Origin of the sequence: Pseudomonas weihenstephanensis, assembly GCF_001043055.1 — a bacterium.
GTDB lineage: Bacteria > Pseudomonadota > Gammaproteobacteria > Pseudomonadales > Pseudomonadaceae > Aquipseudomonas > Aquipseudomonas weihenstephanensis.
Genome location: NZ_JYLF01000003.1, coordinates 467,861 through 493,894, shown reverse-complemented (window position 1 = coordinate 493,894; position 26,034 = coordinate 467,861). Strand labels below are relative to the sequence as shown.

At 59.6% G+C, this 26,034-nt stretch carries 36 protein-coding genes; 28 read left to right on the top strand and 8 right to left on the bottom strand.

Features of this window, described 5'->3' with window-relative positions; genetic code table 11:
• Nucleotides 1–38: 38 nt before the first annotated feature.
• The 8 genes from sctU to sctN are packed head-to-tail and all read right to left on the bottom strand — an operon-like array spanning nt 39 to nt 6,763.
• Complete coding sequence (gene sctU, locus TU86_RS09905) at nt 39–1,088, bottom strand: type III secretion system export apparatus subunit SctU (RefSeq protein WP_048364109.1); 1,050 nt, start codon at nt 1,086–1,088, stop codon at nt 39–41.
• Nucleotides 1,085–1,873, bottom strand: a complete 789-nt coding sequence (sctT, locus tag TU86_RS09900; RefSeq protein WP_048364108.1) for a type III secretion system export apparatus subunit SctT — start codon at nt 1,871–1,873, stop codon at nt 1,085–1,087. Before sctT ends, sctU begins: the two co-directional genes overlap by 4 nt.
• A complete protein-coding gene (sctS, locus tag TU86_RS09895; protein WP_048364300.1) occupies nt 1,870–2,136 on the bottom strand; it encodes a type III secretion system export apparatus subunit SctS in 267 nt (88 codons plus the stop codon). The genes sctT and sctS overlap by 4 nt, the downstream gene beginning before the upstream one ends.
• On the bottom strand, nt 2,133–2,792 hold the full coding sequence (gene sctR, locus TU86_RS09890) for a type III secretion system export apparatus subunit SctR (protein WP_048364107.1): 660 nt from the start codon (nt 2,790–2,792) through the stop codon (nt 2,133–2,135). Before sctR ends, sctS begins: the two co-directional genes overlap by 4 nt.
• Nucleotides 2,789–3,715, bottom strand: coding sequence for a type III secretion system cytoplasmic ring protein SctQ (sctQ, locus tag TU86_RS09885; protein WP_087148777.1), 927 nt, complete (start codon nt 3,713–3,715; stop codon nt 2,789–2,791). Before sctQ ends, sctR begins: the two co-directional genes overlap by 4 nt.
• The gene (locus TU86_RS23135; RefSeq protein ID WP_193387775.1) at nt 3,712–4,980 is read right to left on the bottom strand and encodes a type III secretion system needle length determinant; all 1,269 of its coding nucleotides are present in this window, start codon (nt 4,978–4,980) and stop codon (nt 3,712–3,714) included. The genes sctQ and TU86_RS23135 overlap by 4 nt, the downstream gene beginning before the upstream one ends.
• Nucleotides 4,977–5,444: a type III secretion system stalk subunit SctO gene (sctO, locus tag TU86_RS09875; RefSeq protein WP_048364105.1), complete on the bottom strand. Its 468-nt coding sequence runs from the start codon at nt 5,442–5,444 to the stop codon at nt 4,977–4,979. The genes TU86_RS23135 and sctO overlap by 4 nt, the downstream gene beginning before the upstream one ends.
• Nucleotides 5,441–6,763 (bottom strand): type III secretion system ATPase SctN, encoded by a 1,323-nt coding sequence (gene sctN, locus TU86_RS09870; protein ID WP_048364298.1) that lies wholly within the window; start codon nt 6,761–6,763, stop codon nt 5,441–5,443. Before sctN ends, sctO begins: the two co-directional genes overlap by 4 nt.
• 328 nt (nt 6,764–7,091) lie before the next feature.
• On the opposite strand from sctN, the gene sctW reads away from it, so the two are divergent.
• The 28 genes from sctW to TU86_RS09730 all read left to right on the top strand — a co-directional run bounded on the left by sctW (nt 7,092) and on the right by TU86_RS09730 (nt 25,955).
• Nucleotides 7,092–7,967, top strand: a complete 876-nt coding sequence (sctW, locus tag TU86_RS09865) for a type III secretion system gatekeeper subunit SctW (RefSeq protein WP_048364104.1) — start codon at nt 7,092–7,094, stop codon at nt 7,965–7,967.
• Nucleotides 7,948–8,223, top strand: coding sequence for a TyeA family type III secretion system gatekeeper subunit (locus TU86_RS09860; protein ID WP_048364103.1), 276 nt, complete (start codon nt 7,948–7,950; stop codon nt 8,221–8,223). The genes sctW and TU86_RS09860 overlap by 20 nt, the downstream gene beginning before the upstream one ends.
• A 9-nt stretch (nt 8,224–8,232) precedes the next feature.
• A complete protein-coding gene (gene sycN, locus TU86_RS09855) occupies nt 8,233–8,604 on the top strand; it encodes a type III secretion chaperone SycN (RefSeq protein ID WP_048364102.1) in 372 nt (123 codons plus the stop codon).
• Nucleotides 8,601–8,966, top strand: coding sequence for a type III secretion apparatus assembly protein SctX (gene sctX, locus TU86_RS09850; RefSeq protein WP_048364101.1), 366 nt, complete (start codon nt 8,601–8,603; stop codon nt 8,964–8,966). The genes sycN and sctX overlap by 4 nt, the downstream gene beginning before the upstream one ends.
• Before the next feature lie 5 nt (nt 8,967–8,971).
• Nucleotides 8,972–9,304 (top strand): type III secretion apparatus assembly chaperone SctY, encoded by a 333-nt coding sequence (gene sctY / locus TU86_RS09845; protein ID WP_048364100.1) that lies wholly within the window; start codon nt 8,972–8,974, stop codon nt 9,302–9,304.
• Nucleotides 9,297–11,420 carry a type III secretion system export apparatus subunit SctV gene (gene sctV, locus TU86_RS09840; protein ID WP_048364099.1) on the top strand — a complete coding sequence of 708 codons (2,124 nt, stop codon included), beginning with the start codon at nt 9,297–9,299 and terminating at the stop codon, nt 11,418–11,420. The genes sctY and sctV overlap by 8 nt, the downstream gene beginning before the upstream one ends.
• Nucleotides 11,417–11,851 (top strand): LcrR family type III secretion system chaperone, encoded by a 435-nt coding sequence (locus tag TU86_RS09835; protein WP_048364098.1) that lies wholly within the window; start codon nt 11,417–11,419, stop codon nt 11,849–11,851. Before sctV ends, TU86_RS09835 begins: the two co-directional genes overlap by 4 nt.
• Nucleotides 11,852–11,887: 36 nt before the next feature.
• Nucleotides 11,888–12,172 carry an LcrG family type III secretion system chaperone gene (locus TU86_RS09830; protein ID WP_053076006.1) on the top strand — a complete coding sequence of 95 codons (285 nt, stop codon included), beginning with the start codon at nt 11,888–11,890 and terminating at the stop codon, nt 12,170–12,172.
• A gap of 9 nt (nt 12,173–12,181) precedes the next feature.
• The gene (locus TU86_RS09825) at nt 12,182–13,123 is read left to right on the top strand and encodes a virulence-associated V antigen (protein WP_048364096.1); all 942 of its coding nucleotides are present in this window, start codon (nt 12,182–12,184) and stop codon (nt 13,121–13,123) included.
• A gap of 10 nt (nt 13,124–13,133) precedes the next feature.
• Entirely contained in the window at nt 13,134–13,631 is a 498-nt protein-coding gene (locus TU86_RS09820; protein WP_048364095.1) for a SycD/LcrH family type III secretion system chaperone, read from the top strand.
• The gene (gene sctE / locus TU86_RS09815; RefSeq protein ID WP_048364094.1) at nt 13,612–14,775 is read left to right on the top strand and encodes a type III secretion system translocon subunit SseC family protein; all 1,164 of its coding nucleotides are present in this window, start codon (nt 13,612–13,614) and stop codon (nt 14,773–14,775) included. Before TU86_RS09820 ends, sctE begins: the two co-directional genes overlap by 20 nt.
• 11 nt (nt 14,776–14,786) lie before the next feature.
• Entirely contained in the window at nt 14,787–15,677 is an 891-nt protein-coding gene (locus TU86_RS09810; protein WP_053076005.1) for a YopD family type III secretion system translocon subunit, read from the top strand.
• 123 nt (nt 15,678–15,800) lie between these two features.
• Nucleotides 15,801–16,244, top strand: a complete 444-nt coding sequence (locus TU86_RS09805) for a type III secretion system chaperone (RefSeq protein WP_048364093.1) — start codon at nt 15,801–15,803, stop codon at nt 16,242–16,244.
• Between the two features lie 7 nt (nt 16,245–16,251).
• A complete protein-coding gene (locus tag TU86_RS09800; protein ID WP_048364092.1) occupies nt 16,252–16,497 on the top strand; it encodes a T3SS regulon translocated regulator ExsE family protein in 246 nt (81 codons plus the stop codon).
• Nucleotides 16,494–16,898 carry a YscW family type III secretion system pilotin gene (locus tag TU86_RS09795; RefSeq protein ID WP_048364091.1) on the top strand — a complete coding sequence of 135 codons (405 nt, stop codon included), beginning with the start codon at nt 16,494–16,496 and terminating at the stop codon, nt 16,896–16,898. The genes TU86_RS09800 and TU86_RS09795 overlap by 4 nt, the downstream gene beginning before the upstream one ends.
• A 260-nt stretch (nt 16,899–17,158) precedes the next feature.
• A complete protein-coding gene (locus tag TU86_RS09790) occupies nt 17,159–17,971 on the top strand; it encodes a helix-turn-helix transcriptional regulator (protein WP_048364090.1) in 813 nt (270 codons plus the stop codon).
• 185 nt (nt 17,972–18,156) lie between these two features.
• Nucleotides 18,157–18,924, top strand: coding sequence for a T3SS regulon anti-activator ExsD domain-containing protein (locus tag TU86_RS09785; RefSeq protein WP_275575744.1), 768 nt, complete (start codon nt 18,157–18,159; stop codon nt 18,922–18,924).
• Nucleotides 18,925–18,946: 22 nt separating this feature from the next.
• Nucleotides 18,947–19,369, top strand: a complete 423-nt coding sequence (locus tag TU86_RS09780) for a YscB family type III secretion system chaperone (protein ID WP_048364088.1) — start codon at nt 18,947–18,949, stop codon at nt 19,367–19,369.
• On the top strand, nt 19,357–21,159 hold the full coding sequence (gene sctC, locus TU86_RS09775; RefSeq protein WP_048364087.1) for a type III secretion system outer membrane ring subunit SctC: 1,803 nt from the start codon (nt 19,357–19,359) through the stop codon (nt 21,157–21,159). The genes TU86_RS09780 and sctC overlap by 13 nt, the downstream gene beginning before the upstream one ends.
• Before the next feature lies 1 nt (nt 21,160).
• Nucleotides 21,161–22,429: a type III secretion system inner membrane ring subunit SctD gene (gene sctD / locus TU86_RS09770; protein ID WP_048364086.1), complete on the top strand. Its 1,269-nt coding sequence runs from the start codon at nt 21,161–21,163 to the stop codon at nt 22,427–22,429.
• Nucleotides 22,429–22,632, top strand: coding sequence for an EscE/YscE/SsaE family type III secretion system needle protein co-chaperone (locus tag TU86_RS09765; RefSeq protein ID WP_053076004.1), 204 nt, complete (start codon nt 22,429–22,431; stop codon nt 22,630–22,632). Before sctD ends, TU86_RS09765 begins: the two co-directional genes overlap by 1 nt.
• Entirely contained in the window at nt 22,632–22,886 is a 255-nt protein-coding gene (sctF, locus tag TU86_RS09760; RefSeq protein ID WP_048364084.1) for a type III secretion system needle filament subunit SctF, read from the top strand. The genes TU86_RS09765 and sctF overlap by 1 nt, the downstream gene beginning before the upstream one ends.
• 2 nt (nt 22,887–22,888) lie before the next feature.
• Nucleotides 22,889–23,239: a YscG family type III secretion system chaperone gene (locus TU86_RS09755; protein ID WP_048364083.1), complete on the top strand. Its 351-nt coding sequence runs from the start codon at nt 22,889–22,891 to the stop codon at nt 23,237–23,239.
• Complete coding sequence (locus tag TU86_RS22125; protein ID WP_053076003.1) at nt 23,236–23,649, top strand: YopR/YscH family type III secretion effector; 414 nt, start codon at nt 23,236–23,238, stop codon at nt 23,647–23,649. Before TU86_RS09755 ends, TU86_RS22125 begins: the two co-directional genes overlap by 4 nt.
• Nucleotides 23,649–23,987, top strand: a complete 339-nt coding sequence (gene sctI / locus TU86_RS09745) for a type III secretion system inner rod subunit SctI (RefSeq protein WP_048364082.1) — start codon at nt 23,649–23,651, stop codon at nt 23,985–23,987. Before TU86_RS22125 ends, sctI begins: the two co-directional genes overlap by 1 nt.
• A complete protein-coding gene (gene sctJ / locus TU86_RS09740; RefSeq protein ID WP_087148778.1) occupies nt 23,987–24,742 on the top strand; it encodes a type III secretion system inner membrane ring lipoprotein SctJ in 756 nt (251 codons plus the stop codon). The genes sctI and sctJ overlap by 1 nt, the downstream gene beginning before the upstream one ends.
• Complete coding sequence (locus TU86_RS09735) at nt 24,739–25,365, top strand: SctK family type III secretion system sorting platform protein (RefSeq protein WP_048364081.1); 627 nt, start codon at nt 24,739–24,741, stop codon at nt 25,363–25,365. Before sctJ ends, TU86_RS09735 begins: the two co-directional genes overlap by 4 nt.
• Nucleotides 25,344–25,955 carry an HrpE/YscL family type III secretion apparatus protein gene (locus tag TU86_RS09730; protein WP_048364080.1) on the top strand — a complete coding sequence of 204 codons (612 nt, stop codon included), beginning with the start codon at nt 25,344–25,346 and terminating at the stop codon, nt 25,953–25,955. The genes TU86_RS09735 and TU86_RS09730 overlap by 22 nt, the downstream gene beginning before the upstream one ends.
• The last annotated feature ends 79 nt before the right edge of the window (nt 25,956–26,034 follow it).

Here is a 26,034-nt window from a genome sequence, read left to right as displayed (position 1 = left end):
ACATCAGCGACACATTGCCAGACGTTACAAAGCCGAACTCAGGTTGCCTCTCTGTGCAGGTCCGCCAACCAGCGCAACACCTCTGCCGTGGGTTCAATCAAGTCGGCCGGAATGTATTGATCCACGTGTCCGCCCTGATACAACGCGCGGGCCAAAGGGATGCGTTGCAGCACCGGGATGCCCTCTTCTTCGGCCATGCGCCGCACCCGTAATGCCTGCGCGTCGGTGTATTTGAGGGTGATCAGCGGCAGCGGCGTTTCACCGCGCACATAACGAATACCAATGGCGATATGCGTCGGGTTGGCGACGATCACCGAGGAGCGTTTCACATCGGCCCGCAGGTTGCTGGTTTGCAACTCCTGATGAAACTGACGGCGCTTGCTCTTGATCTCGGGGCTGCCTTCCATCTCCTTGTACTCGCGCTTGATCTCGTCCTTGCTCATGCGCAGTTGCTTGTTGTGCTGGTAACGCTCGAAGGCATAGTCGGCCGCCGAAATCAGCACAAACCCGACCCCGCACACCAGCATCAGCTGTTCGAGCATCAGCCCGACAATCGGCGCAATGCAGCCCAAGCCACACGCAGGCAGACGGATCAGCGCATTGAGATTGCCTTCCAGCGTGACCCACACCAGCAACGACAGCAGCGCAACCTTGAGCGCAGACTTGAGAAACTCCACCAGGCTGCGGATCGAGAATATTTTCTTCGCGCCTTCCACCGGGTTGATCTTTTTCAGGTCCGGCATGATCGACTCGCCACTGAGCAAAAAACCGTACTGCGCCAAGTGCGACACGATCACCACCAGGGCGGCGACCACCAAGATGGGCAGGCACAGGTACACCAACTCCTGCATCAGGTTTTCCAGCACCAGCTCAAAGGCCTGACCGAACGGCAGGTTCAGGTAGTTGGCGGGCATCAGCATCAAGCCGCCCAGATGCTCCATGTAGTATTCCGAGCAGGTCATGAACAGCGTGACCAAGGCCAGAATCAACGCCGTGGACACCACCTCCTTGCTTTTGACCACCTGCCCTTTATCCCGCGCATCGCGCAGTTTCTTGGCCGTGGGCTGCTCGGTTTTTTCGCCGCTCATTGGCCACCCAGAATCGGCGTCAACAGGGCCACCGGGTCCAGCGCCAGCAAGAGGCTGTCATAGGCGTGCGTCATCAGCACGTTGAGGTAAATCACCAGCAGGAAGCTGGCGATGATGCTTTTGATCGGCATCGCCAAAATGAACACGTTCAAGGACGGCGCAAAACGACTGATGAGCGCCAGCCCGAACTCTGCCAAAAACATGGCAATCAGCAACGGCGCAGCCAGCAATACGCAAAGGCTCAGCAACTGGCTGAACTGGCTGTAGAAAAAAACCACCCATTGCTCACCCACCTGCGGGAAGAATGTCGCCACCGGCCAACTCACGTAACTCTGGAACAGCGCCCCGAGCAGCATCAAAAAGGCCCCGCCGGAGAAGAACAGCGTGATCAGCGTCTGCGTCAGCAACAGCCCGGTGGGGCTGGTCTGGCTGCCCAGCGTCGGGTTCAGGGTGGAGGCAATCGAAGCACCGCGCTGGTTGTCGATGATAAAACCGGTGGCCTCAATCGCCCAAAACGGAATGGTCGCGACAAAGCCGATCAACAGGCCGAGGAGAATTTCCTTGCCGATCATCAGCGCCAGGTCCAGCCCGGTGATGGTCAGCGGCAACGTGCCCGCCACCGCCGGGTAGATAAACAGCGCCAGCGAACAGGCCACGCCGTTGCGCACCAGCCCGCCACCCAGCATCTGTTTGCTCAGGATCGGCATCACCACAAAACAACAGAGGATGCGCGGCAACAACAGCGTGTAGGCCAACAACAACTGTTGCAGGTCCTGAATGCTCATCGAACCAGCGCGACTTTGTGCAAGGTCATGTCTGCGAAGGTAAACAGCTCATTGCCCATCCAGCCCGCCGTGGCAAACAACGTCACCACCACCGCCACCAACTTGGCGACGAAGCCCAGCGTCTGCTCCTGAATTTGCGTCAGCGCTTGCAGCAGCGACACCAGGGTGCCGACCGCCGCCGCAATCAGCACCGTGGGCATAGACAGCACCAGCACCAGCCACAGGCTCTGGCTGGTGAAGTGCAGAATGTCGGCGTTGTTCACGGCCACACCCCGTAACTGATCACCAGCCCGTGGGTGAGGCGCGCCCAGCCGTCAAGCAACACAAACAGCAGCAACTTGAAGGGCAGGGAAATGGTCATCGGCGAGACCATCATCATGCCCATCGCCAGCAGGATGTTGGAAATGATCAAGTCGATGGCAATGAACGGCAGGTAGATCAGAAACCCGATCTCAAAGGCCCGTGTCAGCTCGCTGACCGTAAACGCGGGCAACAGAATCAGCAGGCTGTCAGGTTCCAGGCGATCGGCGTATTCAGCGGGCCAGATCTGGCGCGTGCTGTCGACAAAAAACGCGTGCTCGCGCGCCTGGATCTGGCGTTTTAGAAAGTCGCGATACGGCTGCATGCCTTCATCGAGAAACAACTCCACCGACTCAGTTTTGCTCAAGCTCACGTCATGGGTTTTCAGGTAGTCGCGGGTAGCAAAACCCACGGGCGCCATCACGTACACGCTCAAAATGATCGCCAACCCGTACATCGCCATGTTTGGCGGAATTTGCTGCACGCCCAGCGCGTTGCGCAGCAGCGAAAACACCACGGTCATCTTGATAAACGAAGTCGCCATCACCGCGATAAACGGCAACAGGGCCAACAATGCCAACCCCATGATCAGACTGAGTTCGTCTGGCAGTTGAATCATGTTGCGCTGCTCGCCAGCAGGCGGGTTACGCGTACGCCCAAGCGGTCCTGGATACGCACCAGTTCCCCCGTGCCCACGTAGCGCTGATTGGCCAGAATCCGCACTTCACCTTCCAGCCCGCACGCCAGGTCGATCAACGACCCCGGCTCCAGTGCTGCCAGGCTTTGCAGGTCGAGGGTCTGGCGGCCCACCTCGAAACTGACCTGCACTTGCAGTTGTTCAAGGCCGGCCAGCGCGTGCTCGGGCTCAGTGGGGGCTGGGGTGTGCATGGCAAGTACCTTAAGGTGGTTTTCTTCGGGGAGAACGTGCGCCCACGGGCGACCTTCGACATAGACCAACAGCGGGCTTTGCACCTGTTGGCGAGACGGCAACAGCAACAGGTCACCGGTGCAGACTGAATTGAGCAGCGCCGGAGTCAATTGCACCGGCCCCCATTGCAACGACAACACCAGCGCAATCGGGCGCATTTCGCGCAGCGGGCGGGCGGGCAACAACGCCAGCAAGGCCCGGGGATCACCCTCGATCCAGAACACCAGTTGCTCGCCGCCGCGTGACAGGCTGAGGCTCAAACACACCGCGGCGGCGCTGGCGCAATAAGGTTCGATGGCGTCCCACACCAATCCGGTGAACGGCGCGCCTTCGACTTCCAGCAGGGCCAGTTGCAATGCGGCGGGCAAGCGGGCAAAAGCGGCCTCTTGCAAACGTGGCGCCAGCCATTGCGCCAGGCAGGCGCAATGACACAACAAACGCAACGGCACGCCGCGCCAATGCACATGCAACGCGAGGTCCAACCCCGCAGGTGGCTGGCTCACCCCCAACTGCGCATGCCCGTCATTGACCGGGAAGCGACTGCGGCAAGACGCCAGGCGTTGTTGCAACGCCCATTCCTGCGGCTCGACGGTATTTAAGGGCAATGCCTTCACGGCTGCGCCTCCCACTCGTCATAGACACTGCGGCGTTGGCGCGAACGCTGATCGCTGTCTTGCGAGTTGCTGAATGACAGTTGCACCGGTTGTTCGGGATTAAGCCGTTGCAGGCGTTCCAGCAGATCCTGGCGGGCCAGTTGCAACTGCAACAGGCTGCCGGGACTGGCCTGAATGTCGACTTGCAACTGACCGTGAACCGTCACCAACTGCACCTCAACGTGGCCCAGGTGCGGCAAGTGCACCTGCACCACACTGGCGCTGCCCAGGTGCGTGGCGGCGGACTGAATGTGTGGCTGCAAGGCACTGAGCAACTGCTGTAGATCGCGGGTCAAGACTGGCGCTTCACTGCTCGGCTGCAAGCGGGCGAGCAGCTTGTCGCCGGGGGTCATCAACGGGGCAATGGCCTCAGGCAGATCATCCACGGGGGCCATAAAACGTGCAGGTTCATCGTGGGGTTGATCGTCGTGGCTGGCGCTGTCACCGGTGGAGGGCGCGGGCGCAGTTCGCGGGGCCTCGACGGCGGGTATTTCAGGGGCCGGACGCTGCGCCGAGGGGGCAAGGGGCCGCGCGCTGTCTTCTGCTTTGCACGCCATCCAAGGCGCTTCGCCCCTTTCGGCGGCGACGGCAGGCGCGATGGCAGGCGGCAATGCACTGCTTTCAGGTTTGGTGGGCACTTGCGGTTTTTCAACGCTGTCGCCAACCACAACCGGGGCGCAGGCGGGTGGCAGGGGCAGTGGCTGCGCGCTGGCTACGTGTGGCCGCGCACCGTCTTCTGGCTTAAAAGGGGGCTGCGGTTTTTCACCGGTTTGGCTCGCGACGACTGGGGCCTGAGGCCGCGGCGCAAGAGCTGCGGGGTTAAAAGGCGGCGTCAGGTTTTCGCGAGGCACAGAGGCGTGTTGAAGCCCTTGCGCGGTGTCCAGCGGCGCCGTCTCACTCTTGGTGTGAGCGTGCTCGCGAGGCGGCGTTTCAGGCGGGTGCATCGACCCCAACGGCGACGTTTGCTCATCGCCCTTTGGTGCCACTTCACGCGGCTCCACCGCCGGGTTAGTGCCCTCTGCGCCCCTGATCAACTCGGCAAAGGCGGCATGGGCTTTTTGAAACGAAGCGCCCAACGCCGACAATGTCGGGCGCAGCGGTTTCACCTCCTGCGTCATGGGCACCTGCATCACCTGTTCGAAGTGGTGTTGCAAGGCTTTGTCCGGGATGTTCGGCCCGCTCCGCTCAGCAGGTACTGCGGGTTCAACCGGCGTGATGCGGGTCATAGCGCGATGTCCGGGCGACGGAATTCATCGAGTTCCATTTCTTCTTTCAACTCATTCATAAGGCGCTCTTCATCTAACGCGTGACGGCTCAACTCGGTGAATTTTTCGACTTGCTGCTGCGCGGCCACCCATTTGCGCTGGCTCAAGCGCCACAGTTCGCGCTCTTGCACCAGCACCTGCGCGCGCTCAGCAATGGCTTGTTCGAGCCGGGCTTCTTCTTCACGCAGCAGGGCCACTTGCTGTTGCCACTGCTCCAGTTTTTGACGGTTGAGCGGTTGCTCTTTGCACTGCTCAAAGAGCCGCGCTTCTTCAGCCTGACGCCACTGCTGATACTGCTGATGTTCAGTCACGCTCAACGCTTGCGCGCTGCGACTGGCCAGCACCCGCAGTTGATGGCGATGTTGTTCCTGCTCGGCACGCTGGGCGCGCAAAGACTTAATGCTTAACAAGGTGTGCAAGGTCACAGGGCAAGGGCCTCCAATTGGGCAAGGCTTTGCGCCAAGTGGCTGAGTTCGTGGGTGCCCTGACGCAACCAGTCACGAATCGCGGGCATCTTGTCGATGGCGCGGTCGGCAACCGGGTCCTGGCCCTTCTGGTACTCACCAATCTTGAGCAGCAATTCCACTTCTTCGTATTTGGCCATCCATTCGCGCACCTGGCTGGCAGCGTGCCGGTGGCCGGGCGCAACAATCTGGTTCATCACCCGGCTCACTGAACGCAGCACGTCAATGGCCGGGTAATGATTGGCCGCGGCCAACTTGCGCGACAGGATGATGTGCCCGTCGAGGATGGAGCGGGTTTCGTCCGCCACCGGCTCGGTCATGTCGTCGCCTTCCACCAGCACGGTGTACAGCGCGGTGATCGAGCCTTTGTCCGATTGCCCCGCGCGCTCCATCAGGCGCGGCAAGGCGGCAAAGACCGACGGCGGATAACCGCGACGGGTGGGCGGTTCACCAGCGGCCAGGCCGATTTCGCGTTGGGCGCGGGCAAAGCGGGTGACCGAATCCATCAGCAGCAACACCCGCTTGCCCTGGTCGCGGAAATACTCGGCAATGCTGGTGGCGACAAACCCGGCCTTGGCCCGCTCCATCGCCGGACGGTCAGAGGTGGCGACCACCAACACCGAGCGGCGCAACCCTTCCTCGCCCAGATCGGACTCAATAAATTCGCGCACCTCACGCCCACGCTCACCGACCAGCGCCAGCACAATTACATCGACGTCGGCATTGCGCATCAGCGTGGCCAGCAACGTACTTTTACCGCCACCCGCTGCGGCAAAAATGCCCATGCGCTGGCCTTCGCCGCAGCACAGCAGGCCATCGAGCGTACGCACACCCAGCGAGATGGGTTGGCTGATCAGTTTGCGGCTCATGGGCGGCGGCGCATCGCGATACACCGGGTACCACGCAGCGGGTTCGCCCAACGGCGGGCCTTGCAAGGGTTGGCCCAGGCCGTCGAGCACCTGCCCGAGCAAGTGATCGCCCACGCCCACCTGATGCATGGTCCCGGTGGGGCTAACCTCCGTATTAGAGGAAATACCGTGCATTTCACCCAACGGCGTCAGCAGTGCTTGATGCTGCTGAAAGCCAATGACTTCGGCCATCAACGACAACGAGTGATCCGGGTTACGCAAATGGCACAACTCACCGATCCGCACGCCAGGCACCACGGCTTTGAGCAATGTGCCGGTGACCTGAGTCACACGGCCACGAATTTGAATCAGCCGACATTGCTCGATGACGTGCTGCATCTGATCGGTGACGTGTTCGAGGGAGAGGTGCATGGTCGGCTTGGGTCTGGGGCTGACCATCATTCTAAAGAGAAGCACCTGTAGGAAATTTCAACCTTGGTCGCGAGTTTTTATAAATTGGTTGGGGTTTAAGCCCGCTCGCCGACCGTGGCAAACGTGGCCCCCTCTCGATTGCTCCTTACAGACACAATGCGTTGCCTGCCTGAAACCCAAAGCCCGCCGCCTGCGCCAACTTCTGCGCGGGGTGGTGGTGTATTGGGGTGGTTGCCTAAAAAAATGCGACGGATTTTGGCAGCCGCCCCACCCCGCACATTTTTACAATGGCGCTCTTCTTCAAAGCTGCACGAGAGTGAGTACCTCTATGGCCAACATCCAGAACCTGCTGGCGCCAACCGCACAGCCGGATCGCGAGGTCGAGCCATCGCGCAACCCCGATCCACGCCTGAGCGGCAGCTTTCAAGGCGAACGCGTGCAGTACATTTCCACCAGCCAATCAATGGCCGATGCCGCAGAAGAACTGACGTTTGCGTTTTCCGAACGCGTGGAAAAATCACTCGCAAAACGCAAGATCAGCGACGGCCAGGCCCGCCTGAGCGAAGTGCAGGAGATGCTCGAAGAGTATCTGCACAAGGTGCCTGACCTCGAACGCCAGCAAAAACTTGAAACCCTGGTGGCGCAACTGGCGAGCGGGCAATTGACCAACATGGCGCAGCTCAAGGCGTACCTCAAAGGCTTTTCAGGCGAGGTGAGCCATCAGTTCGTGGCGCTGTCGTTTGCACGCCAGACCCTGGCCACTAAAACCGATGCCCGTGCTCTGCTGGCGCTGATCGATCAAGCCTTGTTGCAGATGGCGGACGAGCATGGCGCAGCCATTGAAACCGGCCTGAGTATCGGCCCGCTGGCGCTGCACGCCGAACAGCAAGGCGTGGGCGATGTGCAAGCGTTGCGCGACACCTACCGTGATGCGGTGCTCGATTACAAAGGCCTGTCGGCCGCCTGGAATGACATTCAGGCCCGCTTCGCCAGCTCGGCCATCGAAGGGGTGACCTCCTTCATGATGAAAGCGTTGAGTGCCGACCTGGACAGCCAGCAAACGCGCCTCGACCCGATCAAGCTGGAGCGCGTGATGAGCGACATGTCCAAGCTCAGAATCCTGGCCGGTTTATCCGATCAGGTTCACGCGCTCTGGAAAGCACTGGTCACAGGAGAACAAGGGCATGGCATACGGGCCTTCTGACTTGATGGGCGACCTGGTGGCCGTGGTGGATAAACGCTGGGTCACCGTGCAAGACATTCAGCGCATGGGCCAGTCAATGGCGCTCAACAACGTGGCCGAAGTGATCACCTTTTATCGCGAAATAAAGCGCTTGTTGCGCCTGCTGCCGATCGAAATCTTTGCCGATGAGGAGCAGCGGCACAATCTGCTCAATGCCTGTCAGTTGGCCATGGATTTGGCCATCGACCAGGAAGAGGACGAATGGCAAGCCCAATGAGTAAACAGCATGCAGTGGATTGATCAGGCGCTGGCCCAGTTCTGTCAGGACATGGGCGTGGCGCTGCCCTCGCCCTTGAGTGATCTGATCCAGCTGGAATTCGAGCACATGGGCACCCTGCAACTGGAGCGACACGCCAACGGCCTGACCGTGTGGCTGGCGCTGGAGTTGCCGTGGCATCAGGCGCACCAAGGGATGCTGCGTGCCATGTCGCGCAGTTACAGCCGCGCAGCCCCCGAGTTGCCACTGCGCTGTGGCTGGTCGGGTGACACACGCTTGCTGTTACTCATCACCCTGGATGCACGCCGTGTCACGGCGCCGGTGTTGCACCAGGCGCTGCGGACCCTGATCAGGGTGCGCGACGAAGTCATCGCACCGTGAGTCGCATCAGCGGCCTGCATATCGGGATCGAACAGCTCAGCGAAATCGGCAGCGAACACGAACTGGCCGGGCTGCCCGAACGCTATGTGTTACCGCCGGACGGCCACAGTGTCGAGGCACATTTCGATGCCTTGTACCCGGCCCGTCGCGCCGAGCAGCAATGGCTCAGCCTGGCGCGCCCCACCGGCCAATTCCATGAGCTGCTGCGCCCGCAGGCGTTTCGCCAGGCACTGAACGGGTTACGCCACACACTCCAGGCCTCTGACAGCGCACCGTTACAGGCCGCTGCGGGGTTAATCGCGCAACGCAGTGACGATGAACATCTGCTGCGCATGGCCCTGAATTTGTTGCACAAGGTATGAGTGACATGACGTTAAAACCGGTTGAGCAAAAGCTGCTGTTGCTACTCGGATGGGTGCAACTGCAATGCGCTCAACCGGCACACGCACGCACTTTTTTTGAAGCAGTGCTGAGTGCCGATCCGCAGCAGCCTGCGGCGCGCAAGGCGTTGGTGGTGGCATTGCTGCAATTGGAACAGGGCGCACAGGCCGAGCAACACTGCGAGCATTTGCTCGCGCAGGGCGAAAACGACCCCGCCTTGTGGGCGTGCCTGAGCCGGGCGCAACAGGTGCAAGGCCAGCTTGAGCGGGCGCGTCGCACTTACGATCATTTCCTTGGCCTGCGGGACACCCATGCCTGAAGTCACGGAGTTTCTGACCCGCCTGGGTGCGCGCAAAGACATCATGCTGGCAGTCATGTTGCTAGCCGTGGTGTTCATGATGGTGCTGCCGCTGCCGCCCTTTCTGCTGGACATCCTGATTGCGATCAACATCACCATTTCAGTGGTGCTGATGATGATGTCGGTCTATATCAACTCGCCGCTGCAATTTTCGGTGTTCCCGGCGGTACTGCTGATTACCACCCTGTTTCGCCTGGCGCTGTCGGTCAGCACCACACGCATGATTCTGCTCGAAGCCGACGCGGGCAAAATCGTCGAAACCTTCGGCAACTTTGTGGTCGGCGGCAATCTGGTCGTAGGCTGCATTTTGTTTTTGATCATCACCATCGTGCAGTTTTTGGTGATCACCAAAGGGGCCGAACGGGTCGCGGAGGTCAGTGCGCGGTTCTCGCTGGACGCCATGCCCGGCAAGCAGATGAGCATCGACGGCGACATGCGCGCAGGCGTGATTGACGTCAACGAAGCGCGTGATCGGCGCTCGATGATCGAGAAAGAAAGCCAGATGTTCGGCTCGATGGACGGCGCGATGAAGTTCGTCAAAGGCGACGCCATCGCCGGGCTGATCATCATCTTCGTGAACATTCTGGCGGGCATCACCATCGGCGTGACGCAAAAAGGCATGACCGCCGCCGACGCCTTGCAGCTCTATTCGGTGCTGACGGTGGGCGACGGCATGGTCACGCAAATACCGGCGCTGCTGATCGCGATCACTGCGGGCATCATCGTGACCCGCGACTCTTCGGACAGCTCTACTGATCTGGGCAGCGACATCGGCGACCAGGTGGTGGCTCAACCCAAAGCGCTGATGATTGGCGGCGTATTGCTGGTGCTGTTCGGCCTGATTCCGGGCTTCCCGACCGTGACCTTTTTTGCCCTCGCGCTGTTGGTCGGTGGCGGCGGTTACTGGATGGTACTGCGCCAGCGCGGCGTGGCAGCCGCCGACGAATCGCACGACTTGCCCACCCTGTTGGCGCAGGGCGCAGGCGCGCCGTCCGTCAAACCCCGCAGCAAACCGTCCTCGGGCAAGACCAAGGGCGGGCGCCTGAGCGACAAGGAAGAGTTCGCCATGACCGTGCCGCTGCTGATCGACGTCGATGCGAGCATGCAGCAAAGTCTTGAGGGTTTCTCGCTGAACGAGGAACTGATACGGGTGCGGCGCGCCCTGTACCTGGATTTCGGCGTGCCGTTTCCGGGGATTCACCTGCGTTTCAATGAAGGACTAAAGGAAGGCGAATACCTGATCCAGTTGCAGGAAGTGCCCGTGGCGCGAGGGCGCTTGCGAGCGGCGCAATTGCTGGTGCAAGAACGCAGCAGCCAGTTGGAGTTGCTCGGCGTGCCCTTCGAAGAGGGCGACCCGGTGCTGCCGGGTCAACCCGCGTTGTGGGTCAGCGAGGAACACAAGCCGCGACTGGAGCGCTCGGGGTGCAGCGTGTTGAGCATGGATCAGGTACTGACCTGGCACTTGTCGCATGTGCTGCGCGAGTACGCCGAAGACTTTATCGGCATCCAGGAAACCCGCTACCTGCTGGAGCAGATGGAACACAGCTACGCCGAGCTGGTGAAAGAAGCGCTGCGCATTATCCCCCTGCAACGCATGACCGAAATCCTTCAGCGGCTGGTAGGCGAAGACATCTCCATCCGTAACCTGCGGGCCATTCTGGAGGCGATGGTGGAATGGGGCCAGAAGGAAAAGGACGTGGTGCAACTCACCGAATACATCCGCAGCAGCCTCAAACGCTATATCTGCCACAAGTATTCAAGCGGCAATAACATCCTGCCCGCGTACTTGCTCGACCAGCAGGTTGAAGAGCAGATTCGCGGCGGCATCCGCCAGACCAGCGCAGGCAGTTATCTGGCGCTGGACCCCAGCGTGACGCAGGCGTTTTTACAGCAAGTGCGCCACACCGTAGGCGACCTGTCACAGATGCAAAGCAAGCCGGTGCTGATCGTCTCGATGGACATTCGCCGCTACGTGCGCAAGTTGATTGAAAGCGATTACTACGGCCTGCCAGTGCTGTCGTATCAGGAGCTGACGCAGCAAATCAACATCCAGCCACTGGGACGCATTGCCCTGTGAAACGAGACCCGATAAGCGAGTGGTTTGAGCAGCACGGTTACGAGGTGCGCGCGCATTTTTTGCGTAAAACGGGCATTCAACTGGGCTGGCGATTTGTCGACAGCGGCTGCGAAGTCGCGTGGCGCTGCGAAGGCCAGCGGGTGTGGATTGTGATGTTTCGCAGGCTCGATACACGCCTCGGGCTGGCCAACCCGTTTGCCGCGCTGTACGTGTTGGCCGAAGCGGCGCGCAGCGTGCTGCCAGCACCTGCCTGGTTGTACGGCAATGTCCAAGTGCTGGCCGACAGCCCGTTGGCCGGTGCGCGCCTGGGCCGTTTCTATCAACGCTGGGCCGGTGCCCGCGAGCCACAACCCGGCTGGTTCGAGCTGGACGCCAACCGCGTGTGCTCATTACAAGACATGCGAAAACGACAAAAACTCGACCGTGCCTGACAGGAAGCCCCGTGCGCTATCCCTACTATAGGGCGCATGAACAAAGACCCTTCCACCCATGCAAATACCGTCCAGGCGGCAAAACTTGCCATTGAAAACAATGCACAGCGCAGCCGTTTGCTCTCGGAAATGTGGGAGGGCCTGGGGCTCTCTCCCGAGGTGCGCGACCGGGTGTTTCGCCCAGGTCCGAATCGTTTGATTGAAGCCGCCGAGCAAGAATTGCTCAAGGAAGTCGAGCGCATGCGCGCCGCCCAACGTCCCGCCGCCGAAGAAGGTAGCCGCATGCGGCGCCCTGCCCGGATGCGCGGCCTTATGGTTTAAGGACTCAGCATGAGCATCAGCCACTACACCCACACCACTCAATTTCTCAGCGATGTGACCAGCACTGCGCTGGACCAACTGCGCGGTCACAATGCGTCGGCGCTGACCGAGCTTCAAAGCCTGCTCGCAACGCTCAAGATCCGCGTGTCCCACGAAGGCACCGAGTTGACTTCGGCACAGATGAACAAAGTGTTGGCCTTTTTACTGCCACCCGACGCCAAACTTGCCAAGGGCGGGTATGCGAGCCAGCTGCAAAACGGCCTTGAGGGGGTGAAAAAAAACCTCACCGACTATGCCAAAGCCCACCCCCGCACCGCGTGGCCACTGAGCGACTTTTTGGCGCTCAACCATTACGGCCTCACGGCGGATCGACTCGATGATGACGTGATTAATGTGTATGTCGGAGTGTTGGAGAAGCAAGATGCCAAGCGCCTCAAGCTGCGCGATGAGCTAAAAGACCTGACCGGTGAGCTGTCGATTTACAGCGTGGTGCAGGCGCAAATCAATGCCAAGTTATCGTCCAAATCCGATATCGACATCAGCAAGACCGACGCGGGCGGCCTCAACTTGCTCGACAAAGCGCTGTATGGCTACAGCGAAGAGCAACCCTGGCTAAAGAGCGCGGAGTACGCCCTGCTGACCGGGCTGGACACCGGCAAGAACAAGTCGCAGATCAGTATCAAGGACTTTTTGAGCGGCGTGCCCAAGGAAAGCGGCGCAATCAAGGCCGCTGATTTGAAAAACAGTTACGCCTTCGAAAAAGACAACAACCCGGTCGCCAATCTGGCCACCACCGTGGGGGATCGCTCGCGCCCGCTCAATGACAAAGTGAGCGAGAAAACCACCCTGCTCAACGATGTCAGCTCGCGTTACAACGCGGCCATCGAAGCACTCAATCGCTTTGTGCAAAAACACGACAGCCTGCTGCGCGACATTCTCAATGCCATTTAAGGAACGCCCCATGACCCAACCCACTCAAGACGCCTGCGAGCAGGAAATGGAAGCGTTTTTGCGCGACGGCGGCACGCTCGCCATGCTGCGCGATGTGTCTGCCGACAGCCTGGAACAGCTGTATTCACTGGCATTCAATGATTATCAAGCGGGCAAATGGGAGACCGCGCACAAGGTGTTTCAGGCGCTGTGCATGCTTGACCATTACGACGTGCGCTTCTTCCTGGGGTTGGGCGCTTGCCGCCAGTCCATGGGGCAATTTGAGCAAGCGGTACAGAGCTACAGCTACGGCGCGGTGATTGATGTCAACGAGCCGCGCTTCCCGTTTCACGCTGCTGAATGTCACCTGCAATTGGGTGATCTCGACGGTGCCGAAAGTGGCTTCTATTCGGCCCGGGCCTTGGCCACAGCGCACCCTGAACACGCGGCGTTAGCCGAGCGTGCAGGCGCTTTATTGGAAGCCGTACTCATCAGAAAGGATCAACAACATGATTCCAACAGCGATTGATCGCGTTGGGCTCAACCCGGCGGCAGTGTCATCTGCCGAACCGGTTGCGCCCAAACGTACAGCGCGCGAGCAGGATGTCACCGTCAGTCGGGTTCAGGCTAACGCGTCATCTGCCGTGGCGTCACAAGGGGTGCAGTTACCTGCCCCGGCGCCCGGCGTTGCCCACAGTTTGAAACCTCAGACTCTGGCCAACATCAACCAATTGGTCAGCTCGGTGATTCAGAGCACCGGCATCACGCAACAGCTGATCACTGAAGTCCCGCGCCTGGCCTTGGCGCGCTTGAGTTCACCGCAAGCGTTCGAGATTGAATTGGCGCGCATTACGGGCGAGCTGGAAAGCGCGCAAAAAGCCAACAAGCTGGAAGACATCAAGCGGGCGCGCGAGCAAAACCTGCAAAAGATGGATGAAAACCAGAAGAAGATTCAAGAGTCGCAAGACGCTGCCAAGGAGGCCCAGAAGTCGGGTCTTGCAGCCAAAGTTTTCGGTTGGATCAGTGCTGTGGCCTCGATCATCGTGGGCGCAATCATGGTCGCCACCGGCGCGGGCGCAGTCGCCGGTGCCTTGATGATCGCCGGCGGCGTGATGGGCATCGTGTCCCAGTCCGTGCAGGCAGCTGCGGCTGCGGGCTTGATCAGTAAAGAGGTGATGGAAAAGCTCGGCCCGGCATTGATGGGCATTGAAATCGCTGTCGCCTTGCTCGCCGCAGTCGCCAGCTTCGGCGGCTCCGCAGCCGCGGGCATTGCCAAGCTCGGGGCGAAGATGGGCACCAAGGTGGCCGACCTGACCGCCAGCCTGGCCAGCAAAGTTGCAGACCTGGGCAGCAAGTTCGGCACCGCGGCCAGTATGTCCATGTCCCATGGCGCCAAGCTGGGCGTGCAAGTGGCCGACGTAACGCTGGACGTTGCCAATGGCGCGTCCCAGGCGGTGAATAACGGTTATCAGGCACATGCCGCACTGCGCCAGGCCGACGTGCTGGAAAACCGTGCCGAGTTGACCGCGTTCCAGACCGTCATGGACACACTCAGGGAAGAACTGAGCCGGATGGTCGAGGCATTTACCCACGTCATGGAACAGATCTTCCAGATGATCAATGCCAAAGGCGACCTGCTGCATAACCTGTCCAGCCGTCCTGCGGCGATTTGAGGAGCCACAACATGATGATTGATATGAGTGTCAGCCCTCGGGCGCTGGGCGAAGTCGGCGCAGCCGCTGCTGTTGAAAAAAGCCCGGCACCGGTCAGCCGTGAAACAGCCCACGGCGCAGCCGCTTTGGCGGCGCCTGCCACCAGCCCGGCCGGTAGCATCGAACTGGTGAAACCGACGCAAAACTTCAACCCCGTCAGCCTGGGCAAAGTCACCAGCGAGCTGGATACCACGGTTGAGCTGATGGTGCTGCTGTTTCGCATCGCACAAAAAGCCCGCGAGATGGGCGTGCTGCAACGTGATAGCGAAAACACCGCGATTATCGAGGCGCAAAAATCCCAGGTGGCTGAAATGCGCTCGGGCGCCAGCCTGATGATTGCGATGGCGGTCATCTCCGGGATCATGGCGGTGGGTACGGCGATTATTGGCGCGGTGGGCGCCAGCAAAAATGGCAAAGCCATCAAGCAGGAAGGCCAACTGGAAAAGTCCATTGCCGGACGCAATGAATTAATCGACGCCAAGATGCAATCGTTGGGTAAAACCACTGACGCAGAGCGCAAAACTGTCGCGGCACCGTGGGCGCAAGCGCAAGAATTCGATAGCAGCCTACTTAATAGGACAGGAAAGAAGATAGACACGCGCAATACCACTTTCCAGGCCATCAATAGTGTTAACCAATCACTGGGGCAAATGGCCAATACTTCGGTGCAAGTGCGCCAAGGTGAAGTTCAGGCCAACGCCAAAGAAGATGAAGTGGATGCGTCAATTGCACAAAGCCGCAAACAGATAGTTGATGAACAACTGAGTTATAACTCTAATTCCATGAAAGAGCTGATCCAGACACTTCATGAACTCTCACAAAACTACGTGGCCGCGTGGAGAGCCGCTGCTGCAGTTGTTTGATTCAGCGTCATAAGTAAGAAAAGAGCCACAGAGATGTGGCTTTTTTCTTAAAAGATAAGTCTACCAGTGACAAAATCAGGTTGTGACCTGGTGCTAGCATTCGCCTAGTCCGAGGAGACAAGCATGGATTTAACGATCAGGGTTAATCGGCTGCTGGCCGAATTTGCCAATCGCAGTGGGTTGCCCACCTTGTCGCTCGACGCTGACGGGGTCGCGACGTTGCTGTTTGATGAGCAGTTACACGTGACGCTGGTGCTTTTGGGTGGCCGTCACCGGCTGGTCATGGAAGCCAATGTGGCCGGGCTGGAGGCATTGGGTGAAGGTATTTTTCGCCAGTTGGCGAGCTTCAACCGTCGCTGGTATCGCTTCGATCTGCATTTCGGTTTTGATGAAACCAGCGGCCAGGTGCAGTTGTATGCCCAGTTGCCAGCCGCAGAATTGACGCTGGAAAACTTCGAGAAAACGCTGGCCAATTTGCTGGACCATGCCGAGTTCTGGCAGCAGTTATTGCCTGAACAAGCGTGTGTCACACCGCAGGCCGCCAAGCCTGCGGGCATGAGGGTGTGAACCTGTCATGAAGATCGAAAGCGCGGGGGTTTCACCTTTATCCGTGAGTGAAGCCCCGACAGAGGCGGGGACATTCCACGGGCGTACGCTGAACGCGGGGGCCAACCCCTCAGCTGCACCCGTCACGCTGGCCGAACTGCTGGACTGGCTGGGCACTGAATTGCCCACCAGCCCCAAGAGCGAACAGCACTTGCAGCGATTGCTGGACGGCGATATCACGCCTTTGTATGAACGCCGGGTTCGGCGGCCATGAGGCGCGCGGCGACCTGCGCACTGGTCGCCAGTGCGCTGCTGGGCTGTGTCAGCCAACCCGCCGCCCCCGAACACACGCTTGACCTCACAGGGACAGTGAGCAGCCGCCTGGTCTTGACCCAGGCGGCCTATGTGCGTGTTCGCGTGTATGAAGTCAGTCAAGGGCAACCTCGCCAGGTCGCGACGTCCGACTATCGGGTGTCAGCCTTACCGCTGGGTGTGCAGTTCAAAGTACCTGCGACGAAGGATCGCCAGTGGCTGATTAAAAGTGAACTGGCGTGGTCACAGGCAGGTTCGGTTCAAGCACGCGGGTGGCAACAGGGGGTACCGGGCCAAGCGGTGCACCTGCAACTGAGCCCTTTAACGTGTTACCCCAATTGCCGTATTAACCGCCCGCAGTAATACCGTGTTGCACGTCTGGTTATAAATAATTAAACGATTTCGGATTGCAGCCGAAACACCGAACAGTTCGACTCATATTGAGCGGTTCATTGAATAAGAGTAATTATTCTAAATTTGAATAATTACTCTTATTCATGACCTGGCTTGCTTTCTAGAATCAGCAATATGCGAATTTACGCATGTGCATGGAGATAGAGTGTGCTCATACGTCTGTCAGTAATGACGCGTCGATACGCCGCACACGTTCAGGATCACTACCTATGCAAGGTGCCAGTTTACGTGGCCAACGAATAACGCAGTGCCGATGGTGTATACCCGCCTTCGAGTTCATGTCCAACACCGAAGAAGGAATTGTTGTACTCATTGAAGGCAGCCTGACGGTTCAAGATGTCAATACAACGCTTAGTTTGGCGCCGGGTGAATTGATCTTTGCCAGACGTGGTAATTACGTGGTAAGTACGGGCGGGCAAGAAACGCGCGTACTTTGGATCCCTTTATCGGTCACGCGTTTGCAAAGTTTTGTACAGCGCTTTGGCGCGTTGCTCAGCGAAGTGGAGCGCTGTGAAGAACCGGGGAGCGGGATGATTGCATTTGCCAGCACACCGTTGCTGGCCGACTGCATAAAAGGGCTCAAAGGCTTGCTGATGCATGAGCACCCGCCCGCGCTGGCGGTGTTGCGCACGGAAGAGTTGCTTATGTTGCTGGCATTCAGCCCGCAAGGACCCGCGTTGATGGCGGTGTTGCGCCAGCAGGGCAATCGCCATGTGGAGCGCCTGCAAGCGTTTATGGAAACCCATTACCTGCAAGAGTGGCGTTTGAGTGAGTTCGCGCGCGAGTTTGGGATGGGCCTGACCACGTTCAAAGAGTTGTTCGGCTCGGTCTACGGCGTATCACCCAGGGCCTGGATCAGCGAACGGCGGATTTTGTATGCGCATCATCTGCTGCTCAACACCGAAATGAGCATTGTCGACATCGCGATGGAAAGCGGTTTTTCCAGCCAGTCGTATTTCACCCAGAGTTACCGCCGCCGGTTTGCCTGCACACCCAGCCGTTCGCGGCAGGGCAAAGAATAGCCCCGGACTAAAAAAAACGGACGTTTATTGCAAGTCACTCGCGCCCCTCATCAGTAAGATTGCCACGCAACGCAAGCCCCTGATGTGCGTGTCACGAAACAAAACAGTCAAGGCAGAGAATGAGCCAGGAAGACCCAAATCAAAGTCCCCGCCAAGGGATGTTCGCCGGCCGGCGCGTCTCTGTCGTGAGCCAGGAGGCGCGCGCGCGGGGAAATGTTGCCGGTTGTATTTCGGGCAAGGTGTACCGCGACGGCGACATCATCAGCGCCCGGCAACTGATGCTCATGCAGCGCCTGTTACCCCGCGAGCAACTGGAGCAGCTGTTTCAATCCAATTGGTTGCAACAGCGTCTGGCACGCGGCATGGCGCTGGAGCGCGGTGACGTGCAATTGGTGCTGAGCAAGGCCCGCGAGCAAGGGGCTAACTGGTGTGAATGGTTGGGCGACCGAATCAATCTGGCCAACCCTCAAACCTTGATTGACTGGGTACTGTTGCCGGTCTACAGCTGGTGGGAAAGCCTGTTTGACGAGGCGATCCCGAGCTGGCGAGCCTCGTTGATCGAGTTCGAAACGCAGGCCCGGCAGTTGCGCATCAAGGCGCAGTTCTGGCGCCAGGCCAACGATGCCGATCCGCAATTGGTCGCACATGAACTGGCAGAAGTGGCACGCCGTCAGGTCGACACTGAAATCGCAATGGCCGAGCTGGCACGCAAACTGGGCGTTATCTCCGAGCAGGCCCGACACGCGTGGCCCAACTGGCATCAAGGCGTGGCGGTACTGTTGGCCGATGGCAAGCTGGATGGTTTTTCACCGGTGCCACTGGCGCTTATCTCCTTGTGGGAGCCGCTGATCAAACTGGACGAAGACGCGAGCGCTGCCGACGCCGTTCAGCACTGGCTGCACGAACGCAGCCTGTGTCAGGCCCAGGATCACTTTTACTGGCAAGGCTCCTGACCGCCCGCTGCACTGAGGACTCATGGAACGTTTATTGACTGGATTGGCCGCACGTACCGGCCAAGGGCCTTTTGTTGCCGATCGAACGGGGGTGTATCACCTGCGTATCGATGGCCACAGCCTGTTTATTGCGCGCCAGGGTGGCGATCTGATCGTTCACAGCCCTCTGAATTGGCAGGCCCGCGCCGACGCCGCCAACCAGCGTGACGTGCTGCGCTCGCTGTTGGAACACGTCACACGCTGGAGCCGCCGCTACCCGCAGGCACTGGTGCTGGATGACAAAGGCCACTTGCTGCTTGAAGCCCGCCTTGAATTGGCTGCCCTTGAGCTGGATGAACTTGAGCGGGTGGTGGCCGCGCAAGTAGGCATTGTGGAGTCGATCACCCCCGATTTGCAGCAGGCTGCACTGGCCCCTCAATGGACCCAAACCTTATGGCGTCCCTGAACTGGCTGCGCGCTGCGGCATGGCTGCTGATGGGCGCGGCGCTCCCGGCCGCCGCGCAAGAGCTGGACTGGGCACCGCTGCCTTACCACTACGTCGCCCAGGGTGAAAACCTGCGCGATGTGTTGATCAACTTTGGCGCCAACTACGACAGCCCGGTCATTGTCAGTGACAAGGTCAACGATCAGGTCAGCGGCCGTTTCGACCTGCCCACGCCGCAAGACTTCCTGCAACAAATGACCTCGCTGTACAACCTGATCTGGTACTACGACGGCGCCGTGCTGTACGTGTTTAAAAGCACCGAAATGCAGTCGCGACTGATCAAGCTCGAACAAGTCACCGAGTCTGACCTGCAAGAGGCTTTGCAGGCCGCAGGTGTATGGGAGCCGAGTTTTGGTTGGCGCTCAGGCGGCGACGGGCGGCTGGTGTATGTCTCTGGCCCGGCTCGTTATCTGGATGTGATCGAACAAACCGCGCAGGCCCTTGAACAGCAATCCACCCTGCGCAGCGAAAAGACGGGTGACTTGTCGGTGGAAATTTTCCCGCTCAAATACGCCTCGGCCGAAGACCGTCAAATCAAATACCGCGAAGACGATATTCAAGCACCGGGTGTCGCCACGATCCTGTCCAAAGTGCTGGGCGATGCCAATGTGGTGTCGGTTGACGGTCAAACCAGCGGCGCCCGCCCGCCTGCCCGCTCCGGGCGCGCGGTGATTCAGGCAGAGCCTTCGCTCAACGCGATTGTGGTGCGTGACAGCGCTGAACGCATGCCGATGTACAAACGCTTGATCGAGGCACTCGACCGGCCTTCGGCACGCATCGAAGTGGCGCTGTCGATTGTGGACATCAACGCCGAAAACCTCGCCGAACTGGGCGTGGACTGGCATGTGGGCATCGGTCTGGGGCCAAAAAAACTGATTGATATTCGCACCAGCGGCTCTGGCGCCCAAGGGCAGCAAGCCCCCGGCGCCAGCCTGGTCGACAGCCGTGGCCTGGACTTTTTGATGGCTCGCGTCACCTTGCTCGAAAGCCAGGGCCGCGCGCAGGTGGGGTCGCGCCCGACTCTGCTCACCCAGGAAAACACCTTGGCGGTGATCGATCACAGCGAAACCTATTACGTGAAAGTGACCGGTGAACGGGTCGCGGAACTGAAGTCCATCACCTACGGCACCATGCTGAAAATGACCCCGCGGGTGATTCAGCTTGGCGACAAACCTGAAATCAGCTTGAGCCTGCACATCGAAGACGGCAGCCAAAAACCCAACAGCTCCGGCCCCGAGGGTATCCCGACCATCAACCGCACCGTGGTCGACACCGTGGCCCGCGTCGGGCACGGCCAAAGCCTGTTGATTGGCGGTATCCACCGCGACGAACTGAGCGAAGGTGTGCGCAAAGTGCCACTGCTCGGTGACATCCCTTATGTGGGTGCGCTGTTTCGCTTCAAGTCCAACTCGGTTCGACGCTCGGTGCGTTTGTTTTTGATCGAACCGCGCCTGATTGACGATGGGCTGGCGCATTACGCCGCGCTGGGCAGCCAGCGGGGTTATCTCGATGACTTGCTTAATGTCGACCAACTGTCCAATCAGAGCCTGGACTTGGCCAGCGCCCTCGGCGCGACCCAATGTCAGGCACTAAGCAGCGCCCGGTTGCTGCAACAAAAACTGCAACAGGCGGCTAAAAGCTCGCATTTGTCGGCCTGCCGCATGGACGGCGAAAGCCGTGGCTGGCGTGTGATTGAAGGCGCCTGTGATGACTCGGTGGCGCACTGCGTTCGCCCGCTGAAGCAGCCCTGACATGAGCTGGAAGATCCGTTTCTACAGCGGCCTGAATCAGGGGGTCGACGTCCCGCTGAGCACCGGTCGGCTGGTGATCGGTTCAGACCCGCTGAACGCCGATCTGGTGCTGGTGGATGACGGTATCGCAGCCCGCCACCTGGTGCTTGAGGTCGACCCTCAAGGCGTACGCCTACTGGAATGGGAGGCCACACACGAACCCACCCAGGACGGCGAGCCCGTGCAGCCCGGCACCGTGCTGCAAGCGTTGGCCGCGCAGCAATGCGGGCCTTTGAGCTGGGCTTACTGCGCTCAAGAGCGCGCCTTTGCCCCGCTGCAACCGATCGCCAGCCGTGCGCAAGAGCGGCGTACCGTGCGCCGCAGCGCGCATTGGGGCGGGCGTTTGATGGCCGTTTTCAGTGTGTTGTTGCTGCTGCTTTTGATTGGTTTGCTGAGCGATCCGTGGTCCAGCGTCAAGAGAGGCATGGCCGATGAAGACCGGCTGATGGCCGTACAGCTGTTCCTGGCTGACAAACCCTACCAACACCTACAGATCGACACCACGCAAGCCGATGGCACTGTGGTGTTGAGCGGTTATCTGGACGATAACCGCAGCCGTTTGCTGCTGACCCAATACCTGGAAAAAACCGGCCTGAATTATCGACTGGACGTGCGCAGTATGGAAGAAGTGCGCCAGGGCGTGGATTTCATCCTGCAAAAGTTTGGTTACGTGCGGGTACGCAGCACACCCTCGCCCAATGCCGGCTGGATCATGCTCGAAGGTGAGCTGGCGCAGCAAGACGAGCACTGGCTCAACATCGAGGCGCTGCTGATGGCCGACGTGCCCGGTTTGCTGGGCGTGGACAATCGCGTGCGCCTGGCCGGCTCCCACATCAAGCGACTGGAACAATTGCTCAGTGACGCGCAGTTGACCTCAGCCCTGAGTTACACCGATCAAGGCGAGCGCATCGAACTGCGCGGCCAGCTCGACGAACGTCAATTGGGCGCGTTCACCCACTTGCAGCGCGAATTCAGCCGTGAGTTTGGCACCCGCCCAACCCTGGAGCTGGTCAACCGTTCACGCCGGGGCAACGTCGAAGAACTCGCGTTCGTGGTGCGCGGCGTGTCGTTGGGCAAGGTGCCCTATGTCGTCCTCAACGACAGCCAGAAATACCCGGTCAACGCCTCGACCGCTAACGGCGTACGCGTGCTGTCGATCACAGACGAGGCCATTGTGGTCAGTCGCGGCAAACAGCAATTCATCATCCACCTCAAAGGACAAACACCCTGATGACCGCATTGGAGCAACGCCTGCGCCGCGAAGGCGCGGGTTATCACACGCAGCTGTGCAACCGGCTGGAGCAGGCACAGAACGACTGCAAACGACGCTTGCAGCAGGGCGCCAACCCGACGCAATACCAACAATGGCAACAGGAGGCGCAAGCAATTGATGCTGCCCTCAGCATCCTCAACACCCTTAAAGGAGCTTTGTGATGGCCGCTATTTTCACCAACAGCACCACCAACACCCTCGATCAGGTCGCCGAACAGCTCAAGGCCCAGGCCAATACCGCCAACACCGATGTAACGGCCGCGATTACCGCCCTTAATACCGATAACGGGGACAACCCGGCGGTGCTGGCAGACCTGCAACACAAGCTCAACAAATGGTCGGTGATCTACAACATCAACTCCACGGTGACCCGCTCCATGAGAGATCTCATGCAGAGCATTTTGCAGAAGATCTGAGCATGGAGAGTTCATTGAAAGGGCTTTTGGCCGAAGTGGCGCTGGCTGGCACGGGGCATCATTGTCACGCCTACGCCGAACAAATCGCCGACTGGCTGGAGCAGGTTGAACACCAGGACGAAGCCGCGTGCCTGATTCGTCTCTCCAGCCTGATGAATCGCGGCGACTACCAACAGGCGCTGATTGCAGCACAAGGCAAAGAGTGGCCGTCGCTGACGCCCTGGCTGGCCTTGTGCGAGTGGCGGCTGGGGATGGGCGCGGCGCTGGACCGGCGTTTGGCACAGTTGGCGCAGAGCGACGACCCGCGACTGGTGCAGTTTGCCGAAGGCATGCGCCACCCGGAGGGGCCATGAACCCTGTGGACCCGCTGGCGTTCAACCGTGAGCGGGTGCCAGGCACGCTGAACCCCACCGCGCCCGCCAGACCGGCCGACACCCACGCCTTTGAACAGGCGATGCAAACGCCTGTCGAGGCAACCAAACCGGTGAGCGCCGTCACCTTGCAGGCGCTCAAAACCCTGCAAGCCAACGCGGGCAACGATGAACAGGCACGCCTTGCGCTCAAACACCTGATCAAGCAAGACGCGCCTTTTGCCAAGCAGCAGCAAGACGCGCTGCTGCGCGTGCTGGGCGAGATAAAACCCTTGCCGGACACCACCGACGCAAGCCGCGTGATCAACACGGAACTCAGGCACCTGATCCCCCTGGCCGGGATGATCGACCACCTGATGCGCCATACCCACAAACCCGACCTGGAGTCGTAATGGACATCAGCCAGATCAGTCAATCGGTGGTCACCAGCCTTGAAGAACTCAAGCCGAGCGATGCCAGCGCACAGCACGTGGCCGATTTCGATCACGCAATGGGCAACGGTTCCAGCAGTTTGGGCGGTAGCTTCTTGAGCGAAATCGGGCAGATCAAAGAGAACTTCACCCAAGCCAAAAACGAGCTGAAAGTGCAGTTATCGACCCCCGGTGACGACCCCAACAGCCTGATGCAAATGCAGTGGTCGCTGATGCGCATCAGCATGCAGGAAGAACTGATCGCCAAGACCGTCGGCCGCATGAGCCAAAACGTCGAAACCTTGATGAAGACCCAATGATGCGCGGCGTTAAAACGAAGGTGAAATACCTGCACCGTACCCTGCTGCTGGCGGCCTTGTTGGCGCTTGCCGGATGCAAGATCGAGCTGTACGCCGGGGTCAGCCAGAAGGAAGGTAACGAGATGCTCGCCTTGCTGCGATCCGAAGGTATTTCGGCCGATAAACAGCCGGACAAGGAAGGCAAAATCAAGTTGTTGGTGGAAGAGTCGGACATCGCCCAGGCGGTGGACGCCCTTAAGCGCAAAGGTTACCCGCGCGAGAGCTTTTCAACGCTCAAAGATGTGTTCCCCAAGGACGGATTGATCTCGTCCCCCGTTGAAGAGCGGGCACGGCTGAACTACGCCAAGGCTCAGGAAATTTCCCGCACCCTGTCTGAAATCGACGGTGTGCTGGTGGCGCGGGTGCATGTGGTACTGCCTGAAGAACGCGACGGGCTGGGCAAAAAATCCTCCCCCGCATCAGCCTCGGTGTTTATCAAACATGCGGCGGATATCCAGCTCGATGCCTACATCCCGCAGATCAAACAACTGGTCAACAACGGCATTGAGGGTTTGAATTACGACCGCATCAGCGTGGTGCTGGTGCCCTCGGCCGATGTGCGTCAGGTGCCCTTGGCGCCGCACTATGAAACCTTCTTCTCGATTCAGGTCACAGAAGATTCGCGCGGACGTTTAATCGGTTTGTTTGGCGTGCTCATCACGTTGCTGCTGGTGAGCAATGCCGCGCAGTTTATGTGGCACCGGACCAAGGCATGACCCGCAGTTTGACCCCTTACCAGCTCAGGTTTTGCCCGGCGCGCTACATTGACGACGCGCACCTGCCGCACGCCTTGCTCGCCGTGTGCGACGCCCTGCCCGACTGGCGTCAACGCAGTGCGATCAATGCCTGGCTGCTCGATGAGCTGGCATTGACCATTGACTACCCACTGCCCCCCCAGCTCGGCGGGCTGGCGTTGTTTGGACACGCTGCGTTGCAACACACCCTGCGGTGCCTGGGGGGCTTGCTGCATGGGCATGCATTGCGTCATGCACTGACGGCGCGTGAATCACAACGCGTGCAGGCCGCGCTGGGCGACGCCGGGCATCGCTACTGCCTGCAACAGGTGGACATGATCATCGGCCTGTGGCCTGCGGGGTGGCAAAGCGCCTTGCCCGACGGCGATTTGAGCGTGTACCTGCAAACCAGCGGCCTGGAGTTTTGGTTGAGCGCCGCCGGTGAAGCGGACGGCGGATTTGCCCGCCGCTTACGCCTGCGCTTGCCGCCCGGCCCACCTTCTCGCTCAGCCGCATTACCGGCTGAAAACCCCGCATTGGCACGGGCGCTATGCCTCAAAGTTGCCCGACAGGTGAGTCCCGAATGTTGCCATTTATTGAAATAAAAAGTGATCAGGTACTCCTCGCCCCCGATCAAGTGGTGCTGCGCAGCACGGACTATCAGGGCTACCTGACAGCCAACCAACTGGTGGAGCTGGCACGCGAGCGCGCGCAAGCCATCGAGCAAGGCGCGCATGATGTCTACGAACAGCAGAAGGCACTCGGCTGGCAGGCGGGCGTCGAAGAAGCGCGCATCCAGCAAGCCACGTTGATCCAGGAAACCCTGGTGCAATGCAACCAGTATTACCGCCAGGTTGAGCAGCAGATGAGCGAGGTGGTGCTGCAAGCGGTGCGTAAAATCCTCAAGCAATACGACAACACTGAACTGGCGCTGAGCGTGACCCGCGAAGCGTTGTCGCTGGTGAGCAATCAAAAGCACGTAATCCTGCACGTTCAGCCTGAGCAAGTCGTGGCAATGCGCGAGCAAGTGTCGCAAGTGCTCAAGGACTTCCCCGAAGTGGGGTACGTCGAAGTGGTGGCTGATGCACGCCTGGACCAGGGCGGCTGCATTCTGGAAACTGAAATCGGCATCATCGATGCCAGTGTCGACGGGCAATTGGCAGCACTGGGCCTGGCCCTGAAAAAGCCCCTTTGAGCGCATAAATACTTCGGTCAGGGCGCGTAGCGTTCGTAAAACCCTTCAAAACGGTGCCTCACAGACACTGCTGTCATTG

What these genes read in the sequence shown, in the direction of transcription:
- sctU (WP_048364109.1), bottom strand. Translation starts at nt 1,088, where the DNA reads ATGAGCGGCGAAAAAACCGAGCAGCCCACGGCCAAGAAACTGCGCGAT.
- sctT (WP_048364108.1), bottom strand. Translation starts at nt 1,873, where the DNA reads ATGAGCATTCAGGACCTGCAACAGTTGTTGTTGGCCTACACGCTGTTG.
- sctR (WP_048364107.1), bottom strand. Translation starts at nt 2,792, where the DNA reads ATGATTCAACTGCCAGACGAACTCAGTCTGATCATGGGGTTGGCATTG.
- TU86_RS23135 (WP_193387775.1), bottom strand. Translation starts at nt 4,980, where the DNA reads ATGACCCGCATCACGCCGGTTGAACCCGCAGTACCTGCTGAGCGGAGC.
- sctN (WP_048364298.1), bottom strand. Translation starts at nt 6,763, where the DNA reads ATGCACCTCTCCCTCGAACACGTCACCGATCAGATGCAGCACGTCATC.
- sctW (WP_048364104.1), top strand. Translation starts at nt 7,092, where the DNA reads ATGGCCAACATCCAGAACCTGCTGGCGCCAACCGCACAGCCGGATCGC.
- TU86_RS09860 (WP_048364103.1), top strand. Translation starts at nt 7,948, where the DNA reads ATGGCATACGGGCCTTCTGACTTGATGGGCGACCTGGTGGCCGTGGTG.
- sycN (WP_048364102.1), top strand. Translation starts at nt 8,233, where the DNA reads ATGCAGTGGATTGATCAGGCGCTGGCCCAGTTCTGTCAGGACATGGGC.
- sctY (WP_048364100.1), top strand. Translation starts at nt 8,972, where the DNA reads ATGACGTTAAAACCGGTTGAGCAAAAGCTGCTGTTGCTACTCGGATGG.
- sctV (WP_048364099.1), top strand. Translation starts at nt 9,297, where the DNA reads ATGCCTGAAGTCACGGAGTTTCTGACCCGCCTGGGTGCGCGCAAAGAC.
- TU86_RS09830 (WP_053076006.1), top strand. Translation starts at nt 11,888, where the DNA reads ATGAACAAAGACCCTTCCACCCATGCAAATACCGTCCAGGCGGCAAAA.
- TU86_RS09825 (WP_048364096.1), top strand. Translation starts at nt 12,182, where the DNA reads ATGAGCATCAGCCACTACACCCACACCACTCAATTTCTCAGCGATGTG.
- TU86_RS09820 (WP_048364095.1), top strand. Translation starts at nt 13,134, where the DNA reads ATGACCCAACCCACTCAAGACGCCTGCGAGCAGGAAATGGAAGCGTTT.
- sctE (WP_048364094.1), top strand. Translation starts at nt 13,612, where the DNA reads ATGATTCCAACAGCGATTGATCGCGTTGGGCTCAACCCGGCGGCAGTG.
- TU86_RS09810 (WP_053076005.1), top strand. Translation starts at nt 14,787, where the DNA reads ATGATGATTGATATGAGTGTCAGCCCTCGGGCGCTGGGCGAAGTCGGC.
- TU86_RS09805 (WP_048364093.1), top strand. Translation starts at nt 15,801, where the DNA reads ATGGATTTAACGATCAGGGTTAATCGGCTGCTGGCCGAATTTGCCAAT.
- TU86_RS09800 (WP_048364092.1), top strand. Translation starts at nt 16,252, where the DNA reads ATGAAGATCGAAAGCGCGGGGGTTTCACCTTTATCCGTGAGTGAAGCC.
- TU86_RS09795 (WP_048364091.1), top strand. Translation starts at nt 16,494, where the DNA reads ATGAGGCGCGCGGCGACCTGCGCACTGGTCGCCAGTGCGCTGCTGGGC.
- TU86_RS09790 (WP_048364090.1), top strand. Translation starts at nt 17,159, where the DNA reads ATGCAAGGTGCCAGTTTACGTGGCCAACGAATAACGCAGTGCCGATGG.
- TU86_RS09780 (WP_048364088.1), top strand. Translation starts at nt 18,947, where the DNA reads ATGGAACGTTTATTGACTGGATTGGCCGCACGTACCGGCCAAGGGCCT.
- sctC (WP_048364087.1), top strand. Translation starts at nt 19,357, where the DNA reads ATGGCGTCCCTGAACTGGCTGCGCGCTGCGGCATGGCTGCTGATGGGC.
- sctD (WP_048364086.1), top strand. Translation starts at nt 21,161, where the DNA reads ATGAGCTGGAAGATCCGTTTCTACAGCGGCCTGAATCAGGGGGTCGAC.
- TU86_RS09765 (WP_053076004.1), top strand. Translation starts at nt 22,429, where the DNA reads ATGACCGCATTGGAGCAACGCCTGCGCCGCGAAGGCGCGGGTTATCAC.
- sctF (WP_048364084.1), top strand. Translation starts at nt 22,632, where the DNA reads ATGGCCGCTATTTTCACCAACAGCACCACCAACACCCTCGATCAGGTC.
- TU86_RS09755 (WP_048364083.1), top strand. Translation starts at nt 22,889, where the DNA reads ATGGAGAGTTCATTGAAAGGGCTTTTGGCCGAAGTGGCGCTGGCTGGC.
- TU86_RS22125 (WP_053076003.1), top strand. Translation starts at nt 23,236, where the DNA reads ATGAACCCTGTGGACCCGCTGGCGTTCAACCGTGAGCGGGTGCCAGGC.
- sctI (WP_048364082.1), top strand. Translation starts at nt 23,649, where the DNA reads ATGGACATCAGCCAGATCAGTCAATCGGTGGTCACCAGCCTTGAAGAA.
- sctJ (WP_087148778.1), top strand. Translation starts at nt 23,987, where the DNA reads ATGCGCGGCGTTAAAACGAAGGTGAAATACCTGCACCGTACCCTGCTG.
- TU86_RS09735 (WP_048364081.1), top strand. Translation starts at nt 24,739, where the DNA reads ATGACCCGCAGTTTGACCCCTTACCAGCTCAGGTTTTGCCCGGCGCGC.
- TU86_RS09730 (WP_048364080.1), top strand. Translation starts at nt 25,344, where the DNA reads ATGTTGCCATTTATTGAAATAAAAAGTGATCAGGTACTCCTCGCCCCC.